The 19,218-nt window shown below is 67.2% G+C and carries 17 protein-coding genes; 6 read left to right on the top strand and 11 right to left on the bottom strand.

The window, feature by feature from the left end:
- Positions 1 to 94: 94 nt before the first annotated feature.
- Entirely contained in the window at positions 95 to 673 is a 579-nt protein-coding gene (locus tag M1D46_RS01690; RefSeq protein ID WP_421075950.1) for a TetR family transcriptional regulator, read from the top strand.
- A 19-nt stretch (positions 674 to 692) separates the two neighbouring features.
- Here the strand turns inward: M1D46_RS01690 and M1D46_RS01685 are convergent, their stop codons facing one another.
- The 4 genes from M1D46_RS01685 to M1D46_RS01670 form a co-directional block, all read right to left on the bottom strand.
- A complete protein-coding gene (locus M1D46_RS01685) occupies positions 693 to 1,562 on the bottom strand; it encodes a serine hydrolase domain-containing protein (RefSeq protein ID WP_456286404.1) in 870 nt (289 codons plus the stop codon).
- Positions 1,563 to 1,691: 129 nt separating this feature from the next.
- Entirely contained in the window at positions 1,692 to 2,567 is an 876-nt protein-coding gene (locus tag M1D46_RS01680) for a serine hydrolase domain-containing protein (protein ID WP_456286403.1), read from the bottom strand.
- A 146-nt stretch (positions 2,568 to 2,713) separates the two neighbouring features.
- Positions 2,714 to 3,577: a serine hydrolase domain-containing protein gene (locus tag M1D46_RS01675; protein WP_456286402.1), complete on the bottom strand. Its 864-nt coding sequence runs from the start codon at positions 3,575 to 3,577 to the stop codon at positions 2,714 to 2,716.
- A gap of 36 nt (positions 3,578 to 3,613) precedes the next feature.
- A complete protein-coding gene (locus M1D46_RS01670) occupies positions 3,614 to 4,456 on the bottom strand; it encodes a helix-turn-helix transcriptional regulator (RefSeq protein ID WP_456284151.1) in 843 nt (280 codons plus the stop codon).
- Positions 4,457 to 4,599: 143 nt separating this feature from the next.
- Between M1D46_RS01670 and M1D46_RS01665 the strand changes: the two genes are divergently transcribed.
- The gene (locus tag M1D46_RS01665) at positions 4,600 to 5,541 is read left to right on the top strand and encodes an SDR family oxidoreductase (RefSeq protein ID WP_456286401.1); all 942 of its coding nucleotides are present in this window, start codon (positions 4,600 to 4,602) and stop codon (positions 5,539 to 5,541) included.
- 75 nt (positions 5,542 to 5,616) lie between these two features.
- On the opposite strand, the gene M1D46_RS01660 is transcribed toward M1D46_RS01665, so the two are convergent.
- The 3 genes from M1D46_RS01660 to purL all read right to left on the bottom strand — a co-directional run bounded on the left by M1D46_RS01660 (position 5,617) and on the right by purL (position 9,298).
- Positions 5,617 to 6,465, bottom strand: coding sequence for a cation-transporting ATPase (locus M1D46_RS01660; RefSeq protein WP_456286400.1), 849 nt, complete (start codon positions 6,463 to 6,465; stop codon positions 5,617 to 5,619).
- Between the two features lie 356 nt (positions 6,466 to 6,821).
- Positions 6,822 to 6,965 carry a hypothetical protein gene (locus M1D46_RS01655; protein ID WP_282979923.1) on the bottom strand — a complete coding sequence of 48 codons (144 nt, stop codon included), beginning with the start codon at positions 6,963 to 6,965 and terminating at the stop codon, positions 6,822 to 6,824.
- Positions 6,965 to 9,298, bottom strand: coding sequence for a phosphoribosylformylglycinamidine synthase subunit PurL (gene purL, locus M1D46_RS01650; protein WP_456286399.1), 2,334 nt, complete (start codon positions 9,296 to 9,298; stop codon positions 6,965 to 6,967). The genes M1D46_RS01655 and purL overlap by 1 nt, the downstream gene beginning before the upstream one ends.
- A gap of 271 nt (positions 9,299 to 9,569) precedes the next feature.
- Here purL and M1D46_RS01645 point away from each other — a divergent pair, with 271 nt between their 5' ends.
- The 4 genes from M1D46_RS01645 (at position 9,570) to M1D46_RS01630 (ending at position 14,221) form a co-directional block, all read left to right on the top strand.
- A complete protein-coding gene (locus M1D46_RS01645) occupies positions 9,570 to 10,472 on the top strand; it encodes a hypothetical protein (RefSeq protein WP_456286398.1) in 903 nt (300 codons plus the stop codon).
- Between the two features lie 2 nt (positions 10,473 to 10,474).
- On the top strand, positions 10,475 to 12,025 hold the full coding sequence (locus M1D46_RS01640) for a DUF262 domain-containing protein (RefSeq protein ID WP_271174160.1): 1,551 nt from the start codon (positions 10,475 to 10,477) through the stop codon (positions 12,023 to 12,025).
- 122 nt (positions 12,026 to 12,147) lie between these two features.
- A complete protein-coding gene (locus M1D46_RS01635; protein WP_271174159.1) occupies positions 12,148 to 12,468 on the top strand; it encodes a nucleotide pyrophosphohydrolase in 321 nt (106 codons plus the stop codon).
- Positions 12,455 to 14,221 (top strand): DNA/RNA helicase domain-containing protein, encoded by a 1,767-nt coding sequence (locus M1D46_RS01630; RefSeq protein ID WP_456286397.1) that lies wholly within the window; start codon positions 12,455 to 12,457, stop codon positions 14,219 to 14,221. The genes M1D46_RS01635 and M1D46_RS01630 overlap by 14 nt, the downstream gene beginning before the upstream one ends.
- A 36-nt stretch (positions 14,222 to 14,257) precedes the next feature.
- Here the strand turns inward: M1D46_RS01630 and M1D46_RS01625 are convergent, their stop codons facing one another.
- The 4 genes from M1D46_RS01625 to M1D46_RS01610 all read right to left on the bottom strand — a co-directional run bounded on the left by M1D46_RS01625 (position 14,258) and on the right by M1D46_RS01610 (position 19,030).
- Positions 14,258 to 15,343, bottom strand: coding sequence for a type I restriction endonuclease (locus M1D46_RS01625; RefSeq protein WP_456286396.1), 1,086 nt, complete (start codon positions 15,341 to 15,343; stop codon positions 14,258 to 14,260).
- Between the two features lie 159 nt (positions 15,344 to 15,502).
- Entirely contained in the window at positions 15,503 to 16,570 is a 1,068-nt protein-coding gene (locus M1D46_RS01620) for a hypothetical protein (protein WP_456286395.1), read from the bottom strand.
- Positions 16,571 to 16,661: 91 nt separating this feature from the next.
- On the bottom strand, positions 16,662 to 18,086 hold the full coding sequence (locus M1D46_RS01615; RefSeq protein ID WP_456286394.1) for an FAD-dependent monooxygenase: 1,425 nt from the start codon (positions 18,084 to 18,086) through the stop codon (positions 16,662 to 16,664).
- Between the two features lie 137 nt (positions 18,087 to 18,223).
- On the bottom strand, positions 18,224 to 19,030 hold the full coding sequence (locus tag M1D46_RS01610; RefSeq protein WP_456286393.1) for a DeoR/GlpR family DNA-binding transcription regulator: 807 nt from the start codon (positions 19,028 to 19,030) through the stop codon (positions 18,224 to 18,226).
- Positions 19,031 to 19,218 lie beyond the last annotated feature (188 nt).

Raw genomic sequence — 19,218 nt, 5'->3', positions numbered from 1 at the left:
GTGCCTTCTTCACTAAATCCAACGTTCACGTTGGAAGTCACTGTAGTACCGTGGAGGGCAATAAGCAACGCTGGCGTTGGAAATGGGGAAGCGGATGGCCTGGGACGTCGAGGGCACGAAGCGCAAGATCATCGAGGCGGCGACGGAGGAGTTCGTCGCGCACGGCCAGCACGGCACGACGATCGAGCGGATCGCGAAGCGCGCGGGCGTGAACAAGGAGCGGGTCTACAACTACTTCGGCGGCAAGCCCGAGCTGTTCGCTCTCGTGCTTCGCGAGAAGGTCGCGGAGGGGGCGGTGTCGGTTCCGTACGTCGCCACGGGCATCGACGATGTCGGCGGATTCGAGTCGCGACTGGTCGACTTCAATCAGGCGCATCCCGAGCTCATCCGCCTGCTCGCATGGGAGGCGCTGGCCTACACCGACGCCGTGCCGGATGAGGAGAAGCGCGTCGAGCGGTACGCGCGCCGCACCGATGAGATCCGGGTGGCGCAGGACGCAGGCGCGCTCACGACCTCGCTCGATGCCGACATGCTGCACGTGCTCCTGCTCGCGCTCGCAGGATACGGCGCCCTGGTGCCGCAGGTGGTCCGGATGATCACGGGCGTCGGGACCGACGACGAGCGCTATCGCGCGGCGGTCGTCGAGGCCGCGCGTCGCCTCGCGGCCCCGTGACGCGGGGCTCGATCGCGGGTCACCCGCGCAGTGCCTCCACGGCGAGCTCGCCGAGGCGGGCATCGCGCGTCTCCTCGTGCGCGGTGATCGTGAAGACCGCGTTCCGCGTCGGGTCGATGATCGCGTACTGGCCGTAGCGCCCGTCGAGTCGCCAGGTGCCATCCGGCCCGCCCCAGGCCGCGAGTCCGTACCGCGCGGATGGCTCGGGCGCTCCGGTGTCGACCCAATCGGAGTGCATCGCGTCGATCCACTCCGCGGAGACGAGCTGCCGGCCATCCCACGCTCCGCGGTCTCGGAGGAGCCGCCCGATGCGCGCGACCTCCTCGGTGCGGAGCTGGAGGCCGCTGCCGCCGATGATCCATCCGGCAGGGCAGCGATGCCACTGCGGGTTGTGGATGCCGAGCGGATCGAACAGGCGCGGCAGGAGCCAGTCGCGCACATCGCCGACGACCGCGCCGAGCACGCGCATCGCGACGTACGTGCTGACGGTGGAGTACTGGAAGACGCGGCCGCGGGATGGCCGGCGCAGCATCTCCTGCGCGAGGTCGGGCCAGGGCACGGGGTCGAGCGCGAACCACTCGAAGTCGATGCCGCTTGTCATGGTGAGGAGGTGCCGGAGGGTCACCTCCTCGACGCCCTCGCCGAGCCGCATGCCGGGGAGGGAGGAGTGGATGGGCTCATCCAGGCTCACGAGGCCTTCGTCGATCGCGATGCCGACCGCGAGGGCCGAGACGCCCTTGGAGATCGAGTAGACGTTCTCGCGGTCGTCGCTGCGCCACCGGTGCTCGGCGGTGTCGTCGTCGATGAGCACGTGCGCGCCGTAGGCACCGAGGTTCTCTGCATCGACGGCTCGGACGAATCGGTCGAGGATGGCCTGTGCCGAGGTCATCGGTTCAGTCTGCCAGGCACCTGCGGGGTTCCGTCGAGGGCCCGCGCGGCGCTCTGCCTCGCGCCGCGTCTGCATGTCTCGATTGCCGCGGGTAAGCGGGGCGGAAACCCGCGGCGAGTGAGACATGGGTCAGGGGATGGACCCGTCGAGCGCCTCGACGGCCAGCTCGGCCAGACGGTGGTCGCGGGACTCCTCGTGCGCGGTGATCGTCAGGACGGCGTCGCGTCGCTCGTGCACGATGACGTACTGGCCGTAGCGTCCGTCGAGGCGCCAGGCGTCACCGGGGCCCTCCCACACGGCTATGCCGTAGCGGGCATATGGGGGCTCTCCGACGTCGACCCAGGTGCCGTGCATCGCGTCGATCCACTCGGCGGAGACGAGCTGCCGGCCATCCCACGCTCCGCGGTCGCGAAGGAGTCTCCCGATTCGGGCGAGTTCAGATGTGCGGAGCTCGAGTCCCGAGCCGCCGACGATCCATCCGAGCGGGCACCGATGCCACTGCGGATTGTGGATGCCGAGCGGATCGAACAGCCGCGGCAGCAGCCAGTCGCGGACGTCGCCGACGCGGGCGCCGAGAACCCGCATCGCGACATACGTGCTCGCGTCGGAGTACTGGAAGACGCGCCCGCGGGATGGCCGACGCAGCATCTCCTGAGCGAGGTCGTCCCAGCGGACCGGCTCGTCGCCGAACCACGCGAAGTCGATGCCGCTCGTCATCGTGAGCAGGTGCCGGAGGGTGACCTCCTCGGTACCCGCGCCGAACTCCAGCTCGGGGAGGTACGAGCGGATGGGCTCGTCGAGCGTCACGAGGCCCTCGTCGATCGCGATGCCGATCGCCAGCGCCGAGACGCCCTTCGAGACGGAGTAGACGTTCTCGCGGTCGTCGCTGCGCCACCGGTGCTCGGCCGTGCTGTCGCCGATGAGGACGTGCGCGCCGTACGCGCCGAGCCCTTCTGCATCGACGGCGCGGACGAAGCGGTCGAGGGCTGTCTGTGCCGCGGTCACGCGGTCAGTCTGCCAGGCTTCCGACGCCCGGTTCTGCATGTCTCGTTTGCCGCGGGTAAGCGGGGCGAATAACCGCGGCGAGTGAGACATGGGTCGTCCGCCGACCGTGGTGGCGGAGACGCAGGAGCGAGACACCGACGGGAGTGTCACCGCAACAGCGCCGCGACCGCCTTCGCCGCCATCTCGTCGGCGCCGAAGTGATCGTCGGCCGTGATCGTCACGACGGCATCGTCGAGGAAGATGAGCAGCTGACCATACGCGCCGTGAAGCCGCCACGCTTCCCCCGGCCCGCCCCAGCCGGCGAGGGCGTAGCGCTCGTACCCCGGATTCGCGTCGCGCTCGATCCAGTCGCTGTGCATCGCGTCGATCCATCCGCGCGAGACGAGCTGCCGGCCATCCCACCGCCCGCCATCGCGGATGAGGCGACCGATCCGGGCGAACTCGTCGAGCGTGAGCGAGAGGCCGCCGCCCGCGACGATCCACCCGTTCGGGCAGCGCTCCCACGCCGAGCCGACGATGCCGAGCGGCGCGAACAGCCGCGGCTCGAGCCATCCGTGCACGTCGCCGACGACCGCGCCCAGCGCCCGCATCGCGGTGTACGTGCTCGCATTCGAGTACTGGAAGACGCGGCCCTGCGACGGACGCCCGAGGAACTCCCGCGCCAGATCGGGCCAGTCGGTCATCATCGTCTCCGACCACGGGAAGTCGATGCCGCTCGTCATCGTCAGCAGGTGCCGCGTTGTGACGGCATCGACGCCCTGACCGAGCGCGATGCCGGGAAGGTACGTCGCGACAGGGGCGTCGAGATCGAACAGGCCCTCGTCGGAGGCGATGCCCGCCGCGATCACGCACACGCCCTTCGCGGCGGAGTGGATGTCGCGGCGGATGTCCTCGGCCCAGAGGTGCGCGGCCGCGTCGTCGCCGATGCGGACGTGCACGCCGTGGGCGACGAAGCCCTGCTCCTCGGCGCCGCGGACGATGCGGTCGAGTACGGTCTGCGCGCGGGTCACGTCCTCAGTCTCCCAGGGTCGGCGTCACCCCCCGCGTCACGCCAGGGACTGCGCGCCGATCACCGACAGCAGGCGCAGCTTCTCGGCGCTCTCCGAGCCCGGCGTCGCGGTGTACACGAGCAGGCAGTGCGACTGCTCCGGGTCGATGAGCCGCTGGCACTGCAGCTCGAGGGCGCCGACCTCCGGATGGACGAAGTGCTTCACGTCGCGCGGCCGGATGCCGATCTCGTGGCGCTCCCACAGCTCGCGGAACTCCGCACTCTCGGCCAGGAGCAGCTCGGCGTACCGCGCCGCCCGCGACGACGGACCGCGCAGCGTGGCGAGCTCGCGCAGCCCCGACACGTACATCCGCGACAGGAACGCGTGCTCCTCGGGAGCATAGAGTCGCCGAGCATCGGGATCCGCGAACCACCGGTACCCGATGCTCCGGAACGGGCCTTCGTGCGCCGTGAGATCTCCCGTGAGCGCGACGCCGGCGGGCGTCTGCCGCAGGGTCTCGCCGAGCTCCGTGACGATCTCGGCGGGGGTGTCCGTCAGGCGATCGAGGATGCGGATGAGCCCGGGGCTGACGTGCTCGGATGACCCGCGATCGGGCGGCTGCTGCCCCGCGAGCCGGAAGAGGTGGTCGCGCTCCGCGAGCGAGAGACGCAGGCCCTGCGCGATCGCGGCGAGCATCTGAGCGGATGGCTGCGGCCCGCGCTCGCGTTCGAGACGCGCGTAGTAGTCGGTCGACATGTGGCAGAGCGCAGCGACCTCCTCGCGACGCAGCCCGGCCGTGCGGCGTCGGCTTCCGCGGGCGAGGCCCACGTCCTCGGGCTGGAGCGCCTCGCGGCGCCGCCGCAGGAACTCCGCGAGCGCGGGTCGGTCGATCGTGGTCACGTCCCCATCTCACACGACCCGGGCCCCGCGTGCCACGGATCGCGGATCCCCCTCTCGCGAGGGGCGGATCGGCAGTCCCTGGATGCGCCCGCCGCACCCGACGAGCATCGATGCGACAGCCATCCGAGCCGAGGAGCACGCCGATGCCACGCCATCCGATCGACATCACCATCCCCGACCTGCGCGGCAAGCGCGCGATCGTCACGGGCGCGAGCGACGGCATGGGCCTCGTCATCGCCGAGCGCCTCGCGGCGGCCGGTGCCGAGGTCGTGATGCCCGTCCGCAACGCGGCGAAGGGCGAGGCCGCGGCCGCGGCCATCCGTTCGCGCCGCCCCGACGCGCGGCTCGTGCTGCGCGCGCTCGACCTGTCGTCGCTCGACTCCGTCGCGGCGCTCGGAGACACGCTCCTCGAGGAGGGCCGCCCCGTGCACCTCCTCGTGAACAACGCCGGGGTGATGACGCCGCCATCCAGGCAGACGACGGCGGATGGCTTCGAGCTGCAGTTCGGGACGAATCACCTCGGGCACGTCGCGCTCGTCGGGCGGATCCTGCCGCTGCTGCGCGCGGGACGGGCGCGGGTCACGTCGCAGGTGAGCATCGCGGCGCGGCGCGGACGGATCAACTGGGACGACCTGCAGTGGGAGCGCCGCTATGACGGGCAGCGCGCGTACAGCCAGTCGAAGATCGCCTTCGGGCTGTTCGGCCTCGAGCTCGAGCGCCGCAGTCGCGCGCACGGGTGGGGCATCACGAGCAACCTGTCGCATCCTGGGGTGGCTCCGACGAGTCTGCTCGCCGCGCGGCCCGAGATCGGGCGCAGCGGCGACACGACGGGAGTGCGGATCATCCGCTGGCTGTCGGCGCGGGGCATCCTTCTCGGCACGCTGGAGAGCGCGGGGCTCCCGGCGCTCATGGCGGCGACGGAGCCGACGGCGAAGCCCGGTGCGCTCTACGGCCCGAGCGGGCCCGGCCACCTCGGCGGCGCTCCAGCCGAGCACGCGCTGTACCGTCCGCTGCGCAGCGCCGAGGAGGCCCGCCGCGTGTGGGAGGTGTCGGAGCAGCTGACCGGCGTGCGCTTCGGGGCGTAGGCCCGGACCTGCATGTCTCGCTCATGCACCCTTCCGCCGCTCGGTGGGGTGAAGAAGTGAGACATGCAGGGGGGCTCAGCGCCCGAAGAAGTCGCCGAGCCCGAATTCCGACGCGGGGTCGCCCAGGCCGCTGCCGGCCTCCGACACCTGGTCGCCGAGGCCCTGCGTGAACGCGCCGGCCTCCGAGACGAAGCCGCCAGCACCTTCGGCGATCGCCGACACGTCGACACCTTCTGCGAGGGCGTCGAAGTCGACGCCGGCTCCGAGAGCGTGGCCGATGATCTCGGAGCCGATGCTCGTGAGGATGGCCCCGCCCGCGACCGCCGCGAGGATTCCGCCGACCGCGAGGCCGCCCGCGACGGCGCCGCCGGCGATGCCGACCGTCCGCGTGCGGGCGAGGAGCCCGCGGAGCCTGCCCGGCTGCGACGCCTCCGCACGAGCGGCGACCCGCGCGAGCTCGGGAGCATCGTACGAGCGCGGGTGCTCGTACGGCGGCAGCTCCGACCGCATCCGCTCGGCGACCTGCGCGCGCTGCTCGGGCGTGAGCCGCGCGAAGGCCTCGCGGTGCACCTGCTCGATCTGATCGGGGCGCGCGGTCTGCAGGAGGTAGTCGTAGCGGGCGATCGCGGCGCGGTCCTGCGCGGATCCGGATGGCGCGGTGCGCGCCGAGCGCGACGCCGACGGATGCGAGGCGGGGTACGGAGGAGGGGTGAGCCCGGTCGAGCGCCGGGTGTCCGGCGCGTGGTCCTGGCGGTGGCTCGGCTGAGGGCTCGCCGGCCGCTCGTCCCCGAGGAGCGAGTCGACGGCGCCGCGTGCCTTGGCCATCCAGTCGGTGCTCGACGAGCCGCGCTGCGACGAGGACGAGGAGGAGCTCGCGTCCATGGCCTTCTTCGCGAGCTTGATGAACTGGTTGAGCTTGCTCATGGGGTCCTTCCGGAAGGGTCGGCGCAGCCGACGTCTGCCAAAGTCTCCTTCGCTCCGGATGCGGAGCCGGCCGCCCGGAACTCGATGGCGAGTCCGTACTGACGGGTTGACCGCGGTGGAAGTACTCCCTCTGTGCGACCGAAGCTATCCGCCGACCTTATGCGCGCGGTGTGAGCGGCTCCCCGCCCCTCGCATGTCTCGCTTATGCCGGCCAAACCACCCCGGAAGCCTGAACGAGTGAGACATGCCGGAGGGAGGAACCGCCACGACCGAGACATGCCCCAGGGAGGACGCCCCCACAACGCGACAGCGGCCATCCGAGATCCGGATGGCCGCTGCGCGTCGAAGACGATGGCTTACGGGAAGAGCAGCGCGAACAGCGCGGAGCCGCCGCCCGTCGCGATGAGCGCGACGATGGCGATCCACGCCGTGATGCGGATGCGGCGCGTGCGCTGCGTGGAGTACGCGGCGAACTCGTCGTCCTCTTCCGGAGTCGTCATCAGGCGGTGGGCTCGACCACGGTCGGGCCGAAGTGCTTCGGCAGCGTGGAGGTCGAGAGCTCGCGGAGCTCCGCGGCCGAGACGGTGAAGACGTCCTGCACCTCGAGGTCGGCGACGGTGTCGGTGACGCCGATGCGGAGCACGGGGTAGCCGCGGCCCTCGCAGAGCCCGCGGAACTTCACGTCCTCCTCGCGGGGCACAGTCACGATGACACGGCCCGTCGACTCGCTGAACAGGGCCGTCGCGGCGTCGACGCCGTCGCGCTCCATGATCTCGGTGAGCCAGACGCGCGCGCCCACGCCGAAGCGCAGCACGCCCTCGGCGAGGGCCTGGCCGAGGCCGCCCTCCGAGAGGTCGTGCGCCGACGAGATGAGCCACTCGTCGCGTGCGGCGGCGATGAGGCCCGCGAGGCGCTTCTCGCCCTCGAGGTCGACGGCCGGCGGGCGTCCGCCGAGGTGGCCGTGCACGACGTCGGCCCAGGCCGAGCCGTCGAGCTCCTCGCGCGTGATGCCGAGGAGGTAGATGTTCTCGCCCGCGTCCTGCCATCCGCTCGGGATGCGGCGCGCGACGTCGTCGATGATGCCCAGCACGCCGACGACGGGGGTCGGGTGGATCGGGGTGTCGCCGGTCTGGTTGTAGAACGAGACGTTGCCGCCCGTGACCGGCACGCCGAGGGCGAGGCACGCATCGGACAGGCCGTCGACGGCCTGCGAGAACTGCCACATGACCTCGGGGTTCTCGGGCGACCCGAAGTTCAGGCAGTCGGTGACGGCCGTCGGGGTCGCGCCCGTGACGGCGACGTTGCGGTACGCCTCGGCGAGGGCGAGCTGCGCGCCCGCGTACGGGTCGAGCTGGCAGTAGCGGCCGTTGGCGTCGGTCGCGATCGAGAAGCCGAGGCCCGACTCCTCGTCGACGCGGATCATGCCGGCGTCGTCGGGGAACGACAGGGCCGTGTTGCCGAGCACGTAGTAGTCGTACTGGTTCGTGATCCACGAGGTGTCGGCGAGGTTCGGGCTCGCGACGAGCCGGGTGAACTGCTCGCGGATGGCCTCGGGCTCGGTCGGGCGCGGGAGCGCCGACGCCGAGTCCTCCTGGAGGGCGTCGATCCACGTCGGGTAGGCGACGGGGCGCTCGTAGACCGGGCCGTCGACTGCGACCGTCGAGGGGTCGACGTCGACGATGGTCTCGCCGTCCCACGTGATGACGAGCCGGCCATCCCCGGTGACCTCGCCGAGAACGCTCGTCTCGACGTCCCACTTCGACGTGACGGCGAGGAAGGCGTCGAGCTTCTCGGGAGCGACGATCGCCATCATGCGCTCCTGCGACTCGCTCATGAGGATCTCCTCGGGGGTGAGCGAGGGGTCGCGGAGGAGCACGTTCGTGAGCTCGACCTTCATGCCCGAGCCGCCGTTCGCGGCGAGCTCGCTCGTGGCGCACGAGATGCCCGCGGCGCCGAGGTCCTGGATGGCCTCGACGAGGTCGCCCTTGTAGAGCTCGAGGCAGCACTCGATGAGCACCTTCTCGGCGAAGGGGTCGCCGACCTGCACCGCGGGGCGCTTGGTCGGGCCGCCGTCGGCGAAGGTGTCCGACGCGAGGATCGAGGCGCCGCCGATGCCGTCGCCGCCCGTGCGGGCGCCGAAGAGCACGACCTTGTTGCCGGCTCCGGTCGCGTTGGCGAGGCGGATGTCCTCATGGCGCATGACGCCGACCGCGAGCGCGTTGACGAGGGGGTTCGCCTGGTAGACCGCGTCGAAGACCGTCTCGCCGCCGATGTTCGGCAGGCCGAGGCAGTTTCCGTACGACGAGATGCCCGAGACGACGCCGTGCACGACGCGCGCGGTGTCGGGGTGGTCGATGGCGCCGAAGCGCAGCTGGTCCATGACGGCGACCGGGCGCGCGCCCATCGAGATGATGTCGCGGACGATGCCGCCGACGCCGGTCGCGGCGCCCTGGAACGGCTCGATGTACGACGGATGGTTGTGCGACTCGACCTTGAAGGTCACGGCCCAGCCCTCGCCGACGTCGACAACGCCCGCGTTCTGGCCCATGCCGACCATGAGGCGCTCGCGCATCTCGTCGCTGACCTTCTGGCCGAAGCGGCGCAGGTAGATCTTCGAGCTCTTGTAGGAGCAGTGCTCGCTCCACATCACGGAGTACATCGCGAGCTCGCCCGACGTGGGGCGGCGGCCGAGGATGGCCTTGATCTGCTCGTACTCGTCGGGCTTCAGGCCCAGCGCGTCGTACGGCTGCTCCTTCTCGGGAGTGGCCACGGCGTTCTCGACGGTGTCGGCGACGTGGGCGTGCGGGGCAGCGGATGATGCGGGCGTGGTCACGCGGAAGCTCCTGAGGGGCGAGGGGGAGCGGACGAGGAGAGTCTACCGGGCGGGGCGTGAGGCGGTTGAGGGGCGGGGGACGGCGGGAAGCGACGCGGGGCCGCGGTTGATGTGCGTGCGATAGGGCTAGGTCAGATCCGAGACGTAGAGAGCCACTTCGTGTCGGTCAACTACATTCGCGCACACTTCGGGTCCCGCAGTGTGAGCGAGTCCGGGGCGTATGGGGTTGCTATGGTTCCGATCAAACACTCGTGTTCAGTGAGGATGAACGTTGACTGAGGCCGAAGACGCCGTCGTAGATGGCCTTCCCGGTGAGCGCGCTAAAGCCGCCGGCGAGACATCCTCGGACGAGCGGGTGACCATGATCGAGAGGCTCTCCAGCGTCGTCGGCGTGGACTTTTCCGCCTTTGAAGCTCCATACCGCTCTTTCATAACGACTGCGCAGATGGATGTGCAAAATCACGAATTCTATTGGGAGCTATCGGACCTGCACGATCAGCTTTCCAGAGAACTCGTAGTTGGGAAGATAAGAGCCGTCGACGCGTGGGCAAATGGGGAAACGGCATTCAAGCTGGTTGTGAAACCGTGGGAGTCTGTGCTCGACAAGCTCTATCGACTTAATATTGAGGAGAATCCCGAAGACGGTCCTCCTCAGCTCCTTAGCATTGACGACCGGGCGGAGAAGAAGCGCGTCCCCTCTGTCCGTGCATGGGTTACGCCGGACAGGGTGCACGAATTCGCGGACGATCTGATCCGCACGAAGTTTGTCGTGCCGTTCGTTGACGGGGTCGTCGATGTTAGTTCCCGCATTGCTGGAGCTGCGAAGGCCCTCGGGTTGAAGTCCTTCCCTCGGTATCACGCGAAAGATTCCGGGTATCACGCTCGTCACATCTATGTCGTCATTCCCGTAGTCGACGGGTCCGGAGCAGACGTTCACATTGCACTAGAAGTGAAGGTGCTTACAAAGCTCCAAGATACGCTCAGTGAACTCACGCACCTCCTCTACGAACTAAAACGCACCGGACAAGCGCCCTCGGTAAAGAAACGTAAGCTCGCGTGGCAGTTTGGTGATGCTGATTTTGAGGCTTCTTATGTCGGTCACAGCGCACACTACATTGAGGCGTCTCTCGTGCGATTGAAGGAACGTCTCGCCGCCTTCGAAGATAAGGACTGAATATGGAGAATCCGGAGCCGCGGGCACAGTACCTCAATGTTGTGCTGCGCCAAATCGACCGGACCTCGCTAAGGATTCCGCGATTTCAACGGCATTTCGTGTGGGACGAGAGCGACGTTCTGGAGTTGCTCGAAAGTATCAAGCGGGGATACCCCATTGGCAGTGTGTTGACGTGGAAGGTTGAGTCTGCCGACGGATATTTCTCCGGTTTTCGGACGGAAGCGTTTCCGGAAGCTGACGAGCGCGTCACTTCGTTTGAGGTCATCCTCGACGGCGCCCAAAGGCTTTCCAGTCTTTATGGATGCTTGCGACACCCGGATGCAAGTCCGAAGTACAAGATCTACTACGACGCCGACAGCGACGAATTTGTGCACGCCGATTCTGTTCGGTCGCTTGAAGCGTGGCACGTTCCTATGAGTGCCCTATTTGACAGTCGTAGCTTCCTCAAGGTTCAAGGCGACATAGCGGCGCTCGAGAACGGGGAGGCGCTCCTGCCTCGAGCCCTTGATCTGTACGCGACATTCCAGGACTATCAGGTCCCCATTATCGCTCTTTCGAATGCACGCCTTGAGGATGTTGTCGAGGTCTTCCGGCGCGTCAATAGCAGTGGCACCCCCCTGTCTTCTGTCGACTTCGTCCGTGCTCTCACGTGGCGATCCAACTTCGACCTCGAGGATACGTTTGACACTCTCTCGGAGAGATTCCGCGCCACGCCCCTGGATGGTCTAAATGATGAGTTCCTGATTCGCTGTCTATCGGTCGCCGCTGGCCTGTCGCTCGATTCGAGAGACGTTGGGCAACTTAAGAATCTTTCCTTGCGCCCCGGGGGTTTGTCGAACGAAGTGTCGGAGATGGAGGCTGCGCTTGACCGCATGTCGGAATTCCTCCAGCGTCTGGCAATCTCCGGCTTGTCTGAGGTGCCATATGAAGCGCAACGGCTCATTCTGTTCGGGATCATGCTCTTTAAGGTTAAGTTGCGTCCGGCCGAGATTGAGGATTGGTTGTGGCGTTCTACCTTCGCCGAGGAGTATCAGAGCAAGCCTGAGTCTTACCTGACGCGCTTGATTCGGGAAGTTAAGGGCGGTGATCCCGTCCGCGCGCTGGAGGTTCGCAAACCAATTGAGCCGGACTTGTTCGTGGGGCGCGTTCGCCGTGGCGGTTCGGCAGTCACAATCGGGTTCGATCTGCTCCTTCGTCGCGAGAAGGCGCGGTCATTGCTGTCTGGCGAGGTTGTCGGGTCGAGTGAAGGACAACACGAATACCTGTTCACGCGGGAGCAACTAAGCGAAGGCACGTTCGGCCGTGTGGCGAGCGCGGCGCTTCTGGCTAATCTCGTCTTGCTGACCGCCCACGACGCCCTTACGTGGCGGAAGATGCGGAAGAACCTTACGTTGCGTCAGATGTATGAAGAATGCGAACGGCGAACCGGAGATGCGGCCGAGATCTGGCGCAGTCAGGGGTTGGTCCTTCGTGAGGAAGAATCACCCACCTCCGTGTTGGAGAACCGATCGTCGTATCTCGTCGGGCGTGTAACTGGTCGCGGATTTGCGTGACCTCCAGACGGTCTAGATCGTGAGTGGTTAGGCGCATCGATCGATAGGCGAGGCTAGCCGACCGTCGAGCGGCGAGCCGCGGCGGGAGCGCGGGCGGCCTCGACCGCTGATACGTTCGCCGTATGTCAAGCGTTGCGGTCTTCGAAGAGCTGCGCGCGTTCGTCCGCGAGCGCGACTGGGCTCAGTTCCACACGACCGAGAACCTCGCGAAGAGCATCGCCATCGAGGCGGCTGAGCTGCTCGAGTGCTTCCAGTGGAACGCCGACGGTGACCCGGCCGACATCCGCGACGAGCTCGCCGATGTCCTCACGTACTGTTTACTTCTCGCGGACAAGCTCGGTGTCGACCCGTACGAGATCGTGCTGAGCAAGCTCGCGAAGACGCGACAGAAGTACCCGGTGGAGCGTGCGAAGGGGCGGAGCACGAAGTATGACGCCCTCTAGGATCGAGCGCCTCCCGTTCGACGCGAAGGAGGTCCGCACCTGGGGGCGGCGAGATCGCGCGCATACGGATTGGCCGGTCGTCTACGTCCTCGACGGCGACCAGCGGCAGGCGCGTCCGGCGGTCTACGTCGGCGAGACCCTGAACGCCGCAGCGCGGATGAAGCAGCACCTCGCGAACGCGAGCAAGCGGGAGGCCGGACTCACGACCATCCGCGTCGTCATCGACGATCGGTTCAACAAGTCCGTATGCCTCGATCTCGAGTCGCACCTGATTCGCTGGCTCGCCGGGGACGGTAGGTTCACGGTTCTCAATGGGAATGAGGGCATCACCGACGCGGCGTATTTCGACAGGGACCTGTATCGCGAATCTTTCCGCGACATCTTCGAGCAGCTGCGGGCCGACGGGGTCTTCGAGCGCTCGATCCCGCAGATCGAGAACAGCGACCTCTTCAAGCTGTCGCCCTTCAAGGCCCTGACGAATGATCAAGCTGCGGCTGTCGAGGACATCCTGGAGGGGCTCTTCGCCGACCTCGAGACGGGTGTCGATTCGACCGCCGTGGTTCAGGGCCAGCCCGGCACCGGCAAGACGATCGTCGCGATCTTCCTCATGAAGCTGATCGCCGACATCCGCGATCACGACGAGAACGACGAGGTGCAGCCTGACTCGATCTTCGCGGATCTGTTCGTCCCGGAGCATCGGGCCCGGTTGCAGGACTTCCGGATGGCGCTGGTGGTTCCGCAGCAGTCGCTGCGGCTGTCCATCCGGAAGGTGTTCAAGAAGACTCCGAAACTGGATCCGTCGATGGTCCTCTCGCCGTATGACGTGGGAAAGGCCGAGGAGCCGTTTGACCTGCTGATCGTCGACGAGACGCATCGGCTCAACCAGCGAGCGAATCAGTCGTCTGGCATGCTCAATCGCGACTTCATCGAGATCAACAAGCGGCTGTTCGGCGCGGATGATCTCTCGAAGACGCAGCTCGACTGGATCAAGGCGCGCAGTTCGCACCGAATCCTTCTCGTGGACGGCGAGCAGAGCGTCCGGCCGGCCGACCTGCCCGCGGCGACGCTCGCCGCGGAGGTGCGCGCGGCGTCGGCTCTCAGCCGCCGGTATCCGCTGCTCACCCAGATGCGGGTGAAGGCAGGAGCGGACTATGTCGACGCCATCCGCCGGCTGTTGCGGGGCGAGGAGGGCGCTGACGTGTCGGGGGAGATGCTCGGCGAGTACGACCTGCGGTTCTTCGATGACCTTGCTGACATGCGCATGACGATCCTTCGCAAGGACGAGGAGCACGGGCTTGCGCGACTCGTCGCTGGCTACGCCTGGGAGTGGCGAAGCCGTCGCGACCCCAGCGCCTTCGACATCGAGCTCGACGGGGTCAGGCTCCGCTGGAACAGCACTGACAAGGACTGGATCAACGCGCCGGGTTCCCTCGACGAGGTCGGTTCGATCCATACGGTGCAGGGATACGACCTCAACTATGCAGGCGTGATCATCGGTCCTGATCTGCGATACGACCCGCTTGCTCGGCGTCTGTTCGTCGATCGCGAGTCGTACCGTGACAAGAAGGGCAAGGAGAACAACCCGGCTCTCGGTATCTCCTACTCAGACGATGACCTGCTCCAGTACATCCGGAACATCTACGGGGTGCTGCTCACGCGGGGTATCCGCGGGACGTACGTGTACGTCTGCGACCCGGCGCTGAGGGGATGGTTGCGTGAGCGGCTTCCCGCGCGGTCGAAGGAAAGAAATTGACCAAGGAGGTGGCGCGATCGCGCCACCTCCTTGAGATCATCGGTAACGCGCGACGGCCTCTCGAATCGCGTCGGCGTGGTCGTAGATCTCGTCGAGGGTCTCGATCGGGTGGCGCGTCTCGGTCTTCGCCTCGTCCAAGAGCCCGAGGTACTTCTGCTTCGTATTGAAGTGAAGTCGAGCGACGGGCTTGCGGTTGTTATCGTCAAGGAGGATCGCGAAGTACGACTTCTGGTCGCGATGGACGACGCGCTGGGGCTTCACCTCACTACATGCGATCGCCTTGACGATCTGGTAGCCCTCGAGTTCTTCCAGGGTCGTTTCGATCTCGGTGTCTCGATTCAGGTCCTGCTCGACCACGCTCTCGCTGGACACCTCAGCTGTTGCGGAACCCACAGGAACGCTTACGCCCGCGCCGAGAGCAGTCTTCAGGCGATCGTTAACCTGCTCGGTGAGGAACTGCTTCGAAGCCTTTCCAACCAGCCCGCTGAATTGCTCGCGCACCTTGGCGGTGAAGGAACCTTCATAGACGCGTGCGGTGAAGAACTTGATCCACTCGTCCGAAGGCTCTCGGAACTGCCCAGCGATTTCGCGCTTGAGGGCGCCGACATACTTCAGTTCCTCTGCCGCGCTGATGATCGAATCGAGGTCGAAGCTCTCCTTGCTCAGCTTCTGGATCTCGGGGATCAACGTCTCGTCGATGTCGAGCAGATCGAGCACGAGGAACGGCTTCGCGTCCATCTTGTTCGGAGCATCCAGGTCCGTGTAGAACTGCCAGACCACTCCGTTCGTGAGAACGGCCAGGCGAGCATTCGTGGTCGCGAAGTAGCGGAAGAGCTGTGAGGCGTGCTCGATCTTCAGGGCGCCGAGCGACGCCTTGCACTCGATCAGGATCTGCACCTCGCCGTCGCGCACGATTGCATAATCGATCTTCTCGCCGCGTTTCGTGCCGACGTCGGCGGTGAACTCGGGGACAACCTCGAGCGGGTCGAACACGTCATACCCGAGGATGGTGGAGATGAATGGCATGACGAAGGCATTCTTCGTTGCTTCCTCCGTCCCGATGGCGTCCGCCTGATTCCTGACCTTGGTCGCCAACGCTTCCAAACGCTCGCTGAACTCCACTGCTGCTCCTCGTCAAGCCGCCGGTGACTCGTTTGCACCGGGATATCGGTAGCGTATCGGTGCCCGGGGACAACTCCACCTATCTGCGGAGTATCTATTTCCGCCAGTTGGGGAACTATCGCCCTGCAGAGTTATGTCGCCGATGAACCCCGAAGACGCTCAGGGCGCCCGTCGCTCGACGGACACGACGCGGTACACGGCGTCCTGCGGGATCTCCATGAAGAAGGCGTTGTCGGTTCCCGACTGTCCGGGGTTGAGATTGTCGACGTGAACGTACCCGGAGTCGTACTGAGTGCTGCCATCTGGGCTCTCGGCGACGACCTCGATGGAGTAGCTCATCGGGCCCGCCGCGCTGTTCGTCACCGTGATCGGAAGCTCCATGCTTCCGTACCCGCTCCAGACCGGCGCGCCGATCACCGTGTCGCCCGTCAGGTCCTTGTAACCCACCTTCTCGACGGCGACGACCGAGAGCGCGGGGACCACCTGGAGCGCGCCCATCGTCGTCTCGTACTCGATGGCCCCGCTCACCACCGCGTGCACCTTCAGCACGTCCTCCGAGACGACTCCGTTGAATGGTGCGTCGTCCTCGGCGACAAGGAAGGTATTGACATCGAGCTCGTACGCGCCGCCGGGCTGCGTTGCGCCCACATTCGCGCGCACGCTGTCGGTGCCGGTGTAGGAGTCGTACTGGGTGACCTCCGCGTAGACGATCACCTGCTTGCCGACGTGGGCATTCGCGTCCGCGGCGATTGCCGCCCAAGTCGCCGCATCAACCTCGCCGAAGGTGCTCAAGTCGACGGGCTCGGGCTCGGGTTCTTCCTCGGCCACCGGCTCGTCTTCCGCGACGGGTTCCTCGTCACCCTGCTCATCATCGGCGCTCGCGCCGCCGTCTGAAGAGGTGGATGAGGTGTTCTCTTCGCGCGCTGTCGTGATGGCGTTCGAGATGATCTGGTCAGCGACGTTCACCACGGCCAAGATGACGACCACGACCGCCGCCGCGACGATCCACGGCCACTTCTTCCGCTTCTTCTTTGGGGTCGCCTGGGGTGCGAAGGGATGCGAGGCTGACGACACGGGGTCCTGCGAGATGGCCGTTGTATCGGTGAAGGCAGGTGCCGTCGGCGGTTGGGTTGCGGGAACCCATTCGCCTCCTTCGGTGAGGAGCCAACCGTTGACGACGTCGCCAGGGCGGTAGGGAGGCTGTTCGGGAGGGTTCTGATCGCTCATGGTGTTCCTTCGAGTGCCCGGGTGCCCGGGGTGGTCACATGAAGATATCGGCATCATGCGACATTCGGGTCGTCTCCCTTCGACAACGTCTTCAGCGAACGACCGCGATCCGCTCTTCGAGCGCCCTCTCCAGCCCCTCCTGATCGCCGCCGGCCCACGCCACGTGCCCATCCGGCCGCAGCAGCACAGCATCCTGACCCAGGTGCTCGCCAACGTCGGCGATCCGGTGGATGATCCCGGGCCATCCGTCGACCGACAGCCCGCCGGTCGGGTCGAGCAGCAGCCACCGCCCGTCGCGCATGCGCTCGTACAGGCGCCCCTCCGCCAGCGGCATGTCGCGAAGCCTCCGCCCGACGAGCGGGTTGTCTGAGCCGAGGTCGTAGCGGATCCCGATCGACGCGACGCGCTCCGCGAGGAAGCGGTTGACATCGTCGAAGTCCATCAGCTCGGCGAAAAGCCGACGCACTGCCTGCGGGCCAGGAGCTGCGTCGATCAGCACACTCTGCGCGCGCGTCAGTGTCAGCACATCCGCCGCGACCGGATGCCGCTCGGCGAAGTAGGTGTCGAGCAGGCCGGGCGCGGCCCATCCGCGAATCTCTGCCGCGAGCTTCCACCCGAGGTTGAACGCGTCTTGGATGCCGAGGTTCAGGCCCTGCCCGCCGAGCGGCGGATGCACGTGCGCCGCATCGCCCGCGAGGAACACGCGGCCCACGTGATACCGATCGGCCAGGCGCGTGGCATCGGTGAAGCGGGTGAGCGAGATGGGGGAGTGGGCGCCGAAGTCCGTCCCGGCGAAGGCGCGGAGCTGTGATCGGAACTCGTCGAGGGTCGGGGGTACGGTGCGGTCCTCCGAGACGGATGCCGCGGGCACGACCGCGCGGAAGTGGCCGTCCGGCGTCGGGCCGATGCCGAACCCGCGATGCGTCTTGCGCACCTCATCCGAGGCCGTGGCCACCTCATCCGCCGGCGCCGTGATCTCGATCTCGCCGAGCAGCCACTCCGTCGTCGCGGCCTCACCGGGGAAGCCGACGCCGAGCGCGCGGCGCACGAGGCTGCGACCGCCGTCGCAGCCGGCCATCCACCGGGAGCGCACCCTCGTGCCATCCGCGAGCTCGACCGTGACGCCATCCTCATCCTGTGTGAAGCCGACGATCTCGATGCCGCGGCGGATGTCGGCGCCGAGTTCGGCTGCGCGCTCGGCCAGCAGGCGGTCGGTGATCGGCTGTGGGATGCCGAGGATGTATCCGTGCGCGGTGTCGAGGTCGGCGGGCTGCGGCTTGTCGATCCCCGCGAAGCGCCCGACCCCGGGGTGCCTCGTGCCGTGCTCGAGGAAGCGCTCGAGAAGCCCGCGCTGATCGAGGATCTCGATGCTGCGCGCGTGCAACCCGAGTGACCGCACGAGGCGGGTCGGCTCCGCGTCGCGCTCGAGGACGAGCACGCTTACGTCGCGGAGGCGCAGCTCGCTCGCGAGCATCATGCCCGTCGGGCCGCCGCCGATGATGATCACGTCGCACATGTGCCGCCCCCTTCCGCGCCGGAATCTCCGGCGCGGCGGACCATTCTGCTCCGTGCCGGGGGCCTTGCGGCAAGCCCCTGGGCCGCCGATATCCTGAAGGTGGCAGGAGGCGTTCGAGCTTCCTGCCTTTGTCATCTCTACGGCGTCAGCACCTCGACGTCCGCGCCGGCGAGGGCGGCGCTCAGCTCTGGGCTCGGCTGCTCGTCGGTGATGAGGTAGTCCGCCTGCTCGAGCGGGACCACCTGGGCGAACAGGCGGCGGCCGAGCTTGGTCGAGTCGGCGAGGATGGCCGTGCGGTCGGCGCGGCGCACCATCTCGGCCATCATCGTCGCGTCGCCGAGGTTCGAGGTCGAGTAGCCCGTCTCGTCGACCGCGCCGACGGCGACGAGCGCCAGGTCGCATCGGATGTCGACATCCGGCGTGCTCGAGTTCAGCGCGAGGGAGACCGGTCCGGTCGTCGCCTGCGTCAGGGTGCGGACGGCACCGCCGAACACGTAGAGGTCGCGGAACGCGTTCGGCGAGATCTCGGCCGGGATCCGCAGGTTGTTCGTCGCGATCGTCAGGTTGCGGTGGTTGCGCAGAGCCCGCGCCACAGCGAGCGTCGTCGTGCCGGCGTTCAGCATGATGACCGACCCGTCCTCGACCAGCTCGGCCGCGATGCGGGCGATCTTCTCCTTCTCGGCGACCTGCATCCGCAGGCGGACGTCTAGCCCGCGATCCCGTCCGGGGCTCTCGGCGGTGCTGACCGCGCCGCCGTGCGTCCGCACGACGACGCCCTCGCGGTCGAGCTGATCGAGATCGCGGCGGATGGTGTCGATCGAGACGCCGAAGTGGGCCGCGAGGTCGGCGACGGTCACCCGGCCGACCTCGTCGACGTAGGCGGCGAGATCGGCTTTGCGGCCGGCCGGGAGGCGCCGACCGCGTGCGGGTGAGGGAGCTTCCATGCGGTCATATCTAGCACAGAGCGCCCAGATCACTGAAGAAACAGCAGGAAACTGCACGATCGGCGGCAGTCAGTCGGGTCGGCTGATGTCGCGCCAGCGGCGGAAAGCCATGGAAGAGACCCGGAGAAGGGCTTGACGAGACCGCGCTGCTCGCCGCATACTCGTCCTAAACCGGCATTAAAACGCAG

The sequence above is a fragment of the Microbacterium sp. JZ70 genome (assembly GCF_053903225.1).
This window is presented reverse-complemented; position numbering and strand designations above follow the sequence as displayed.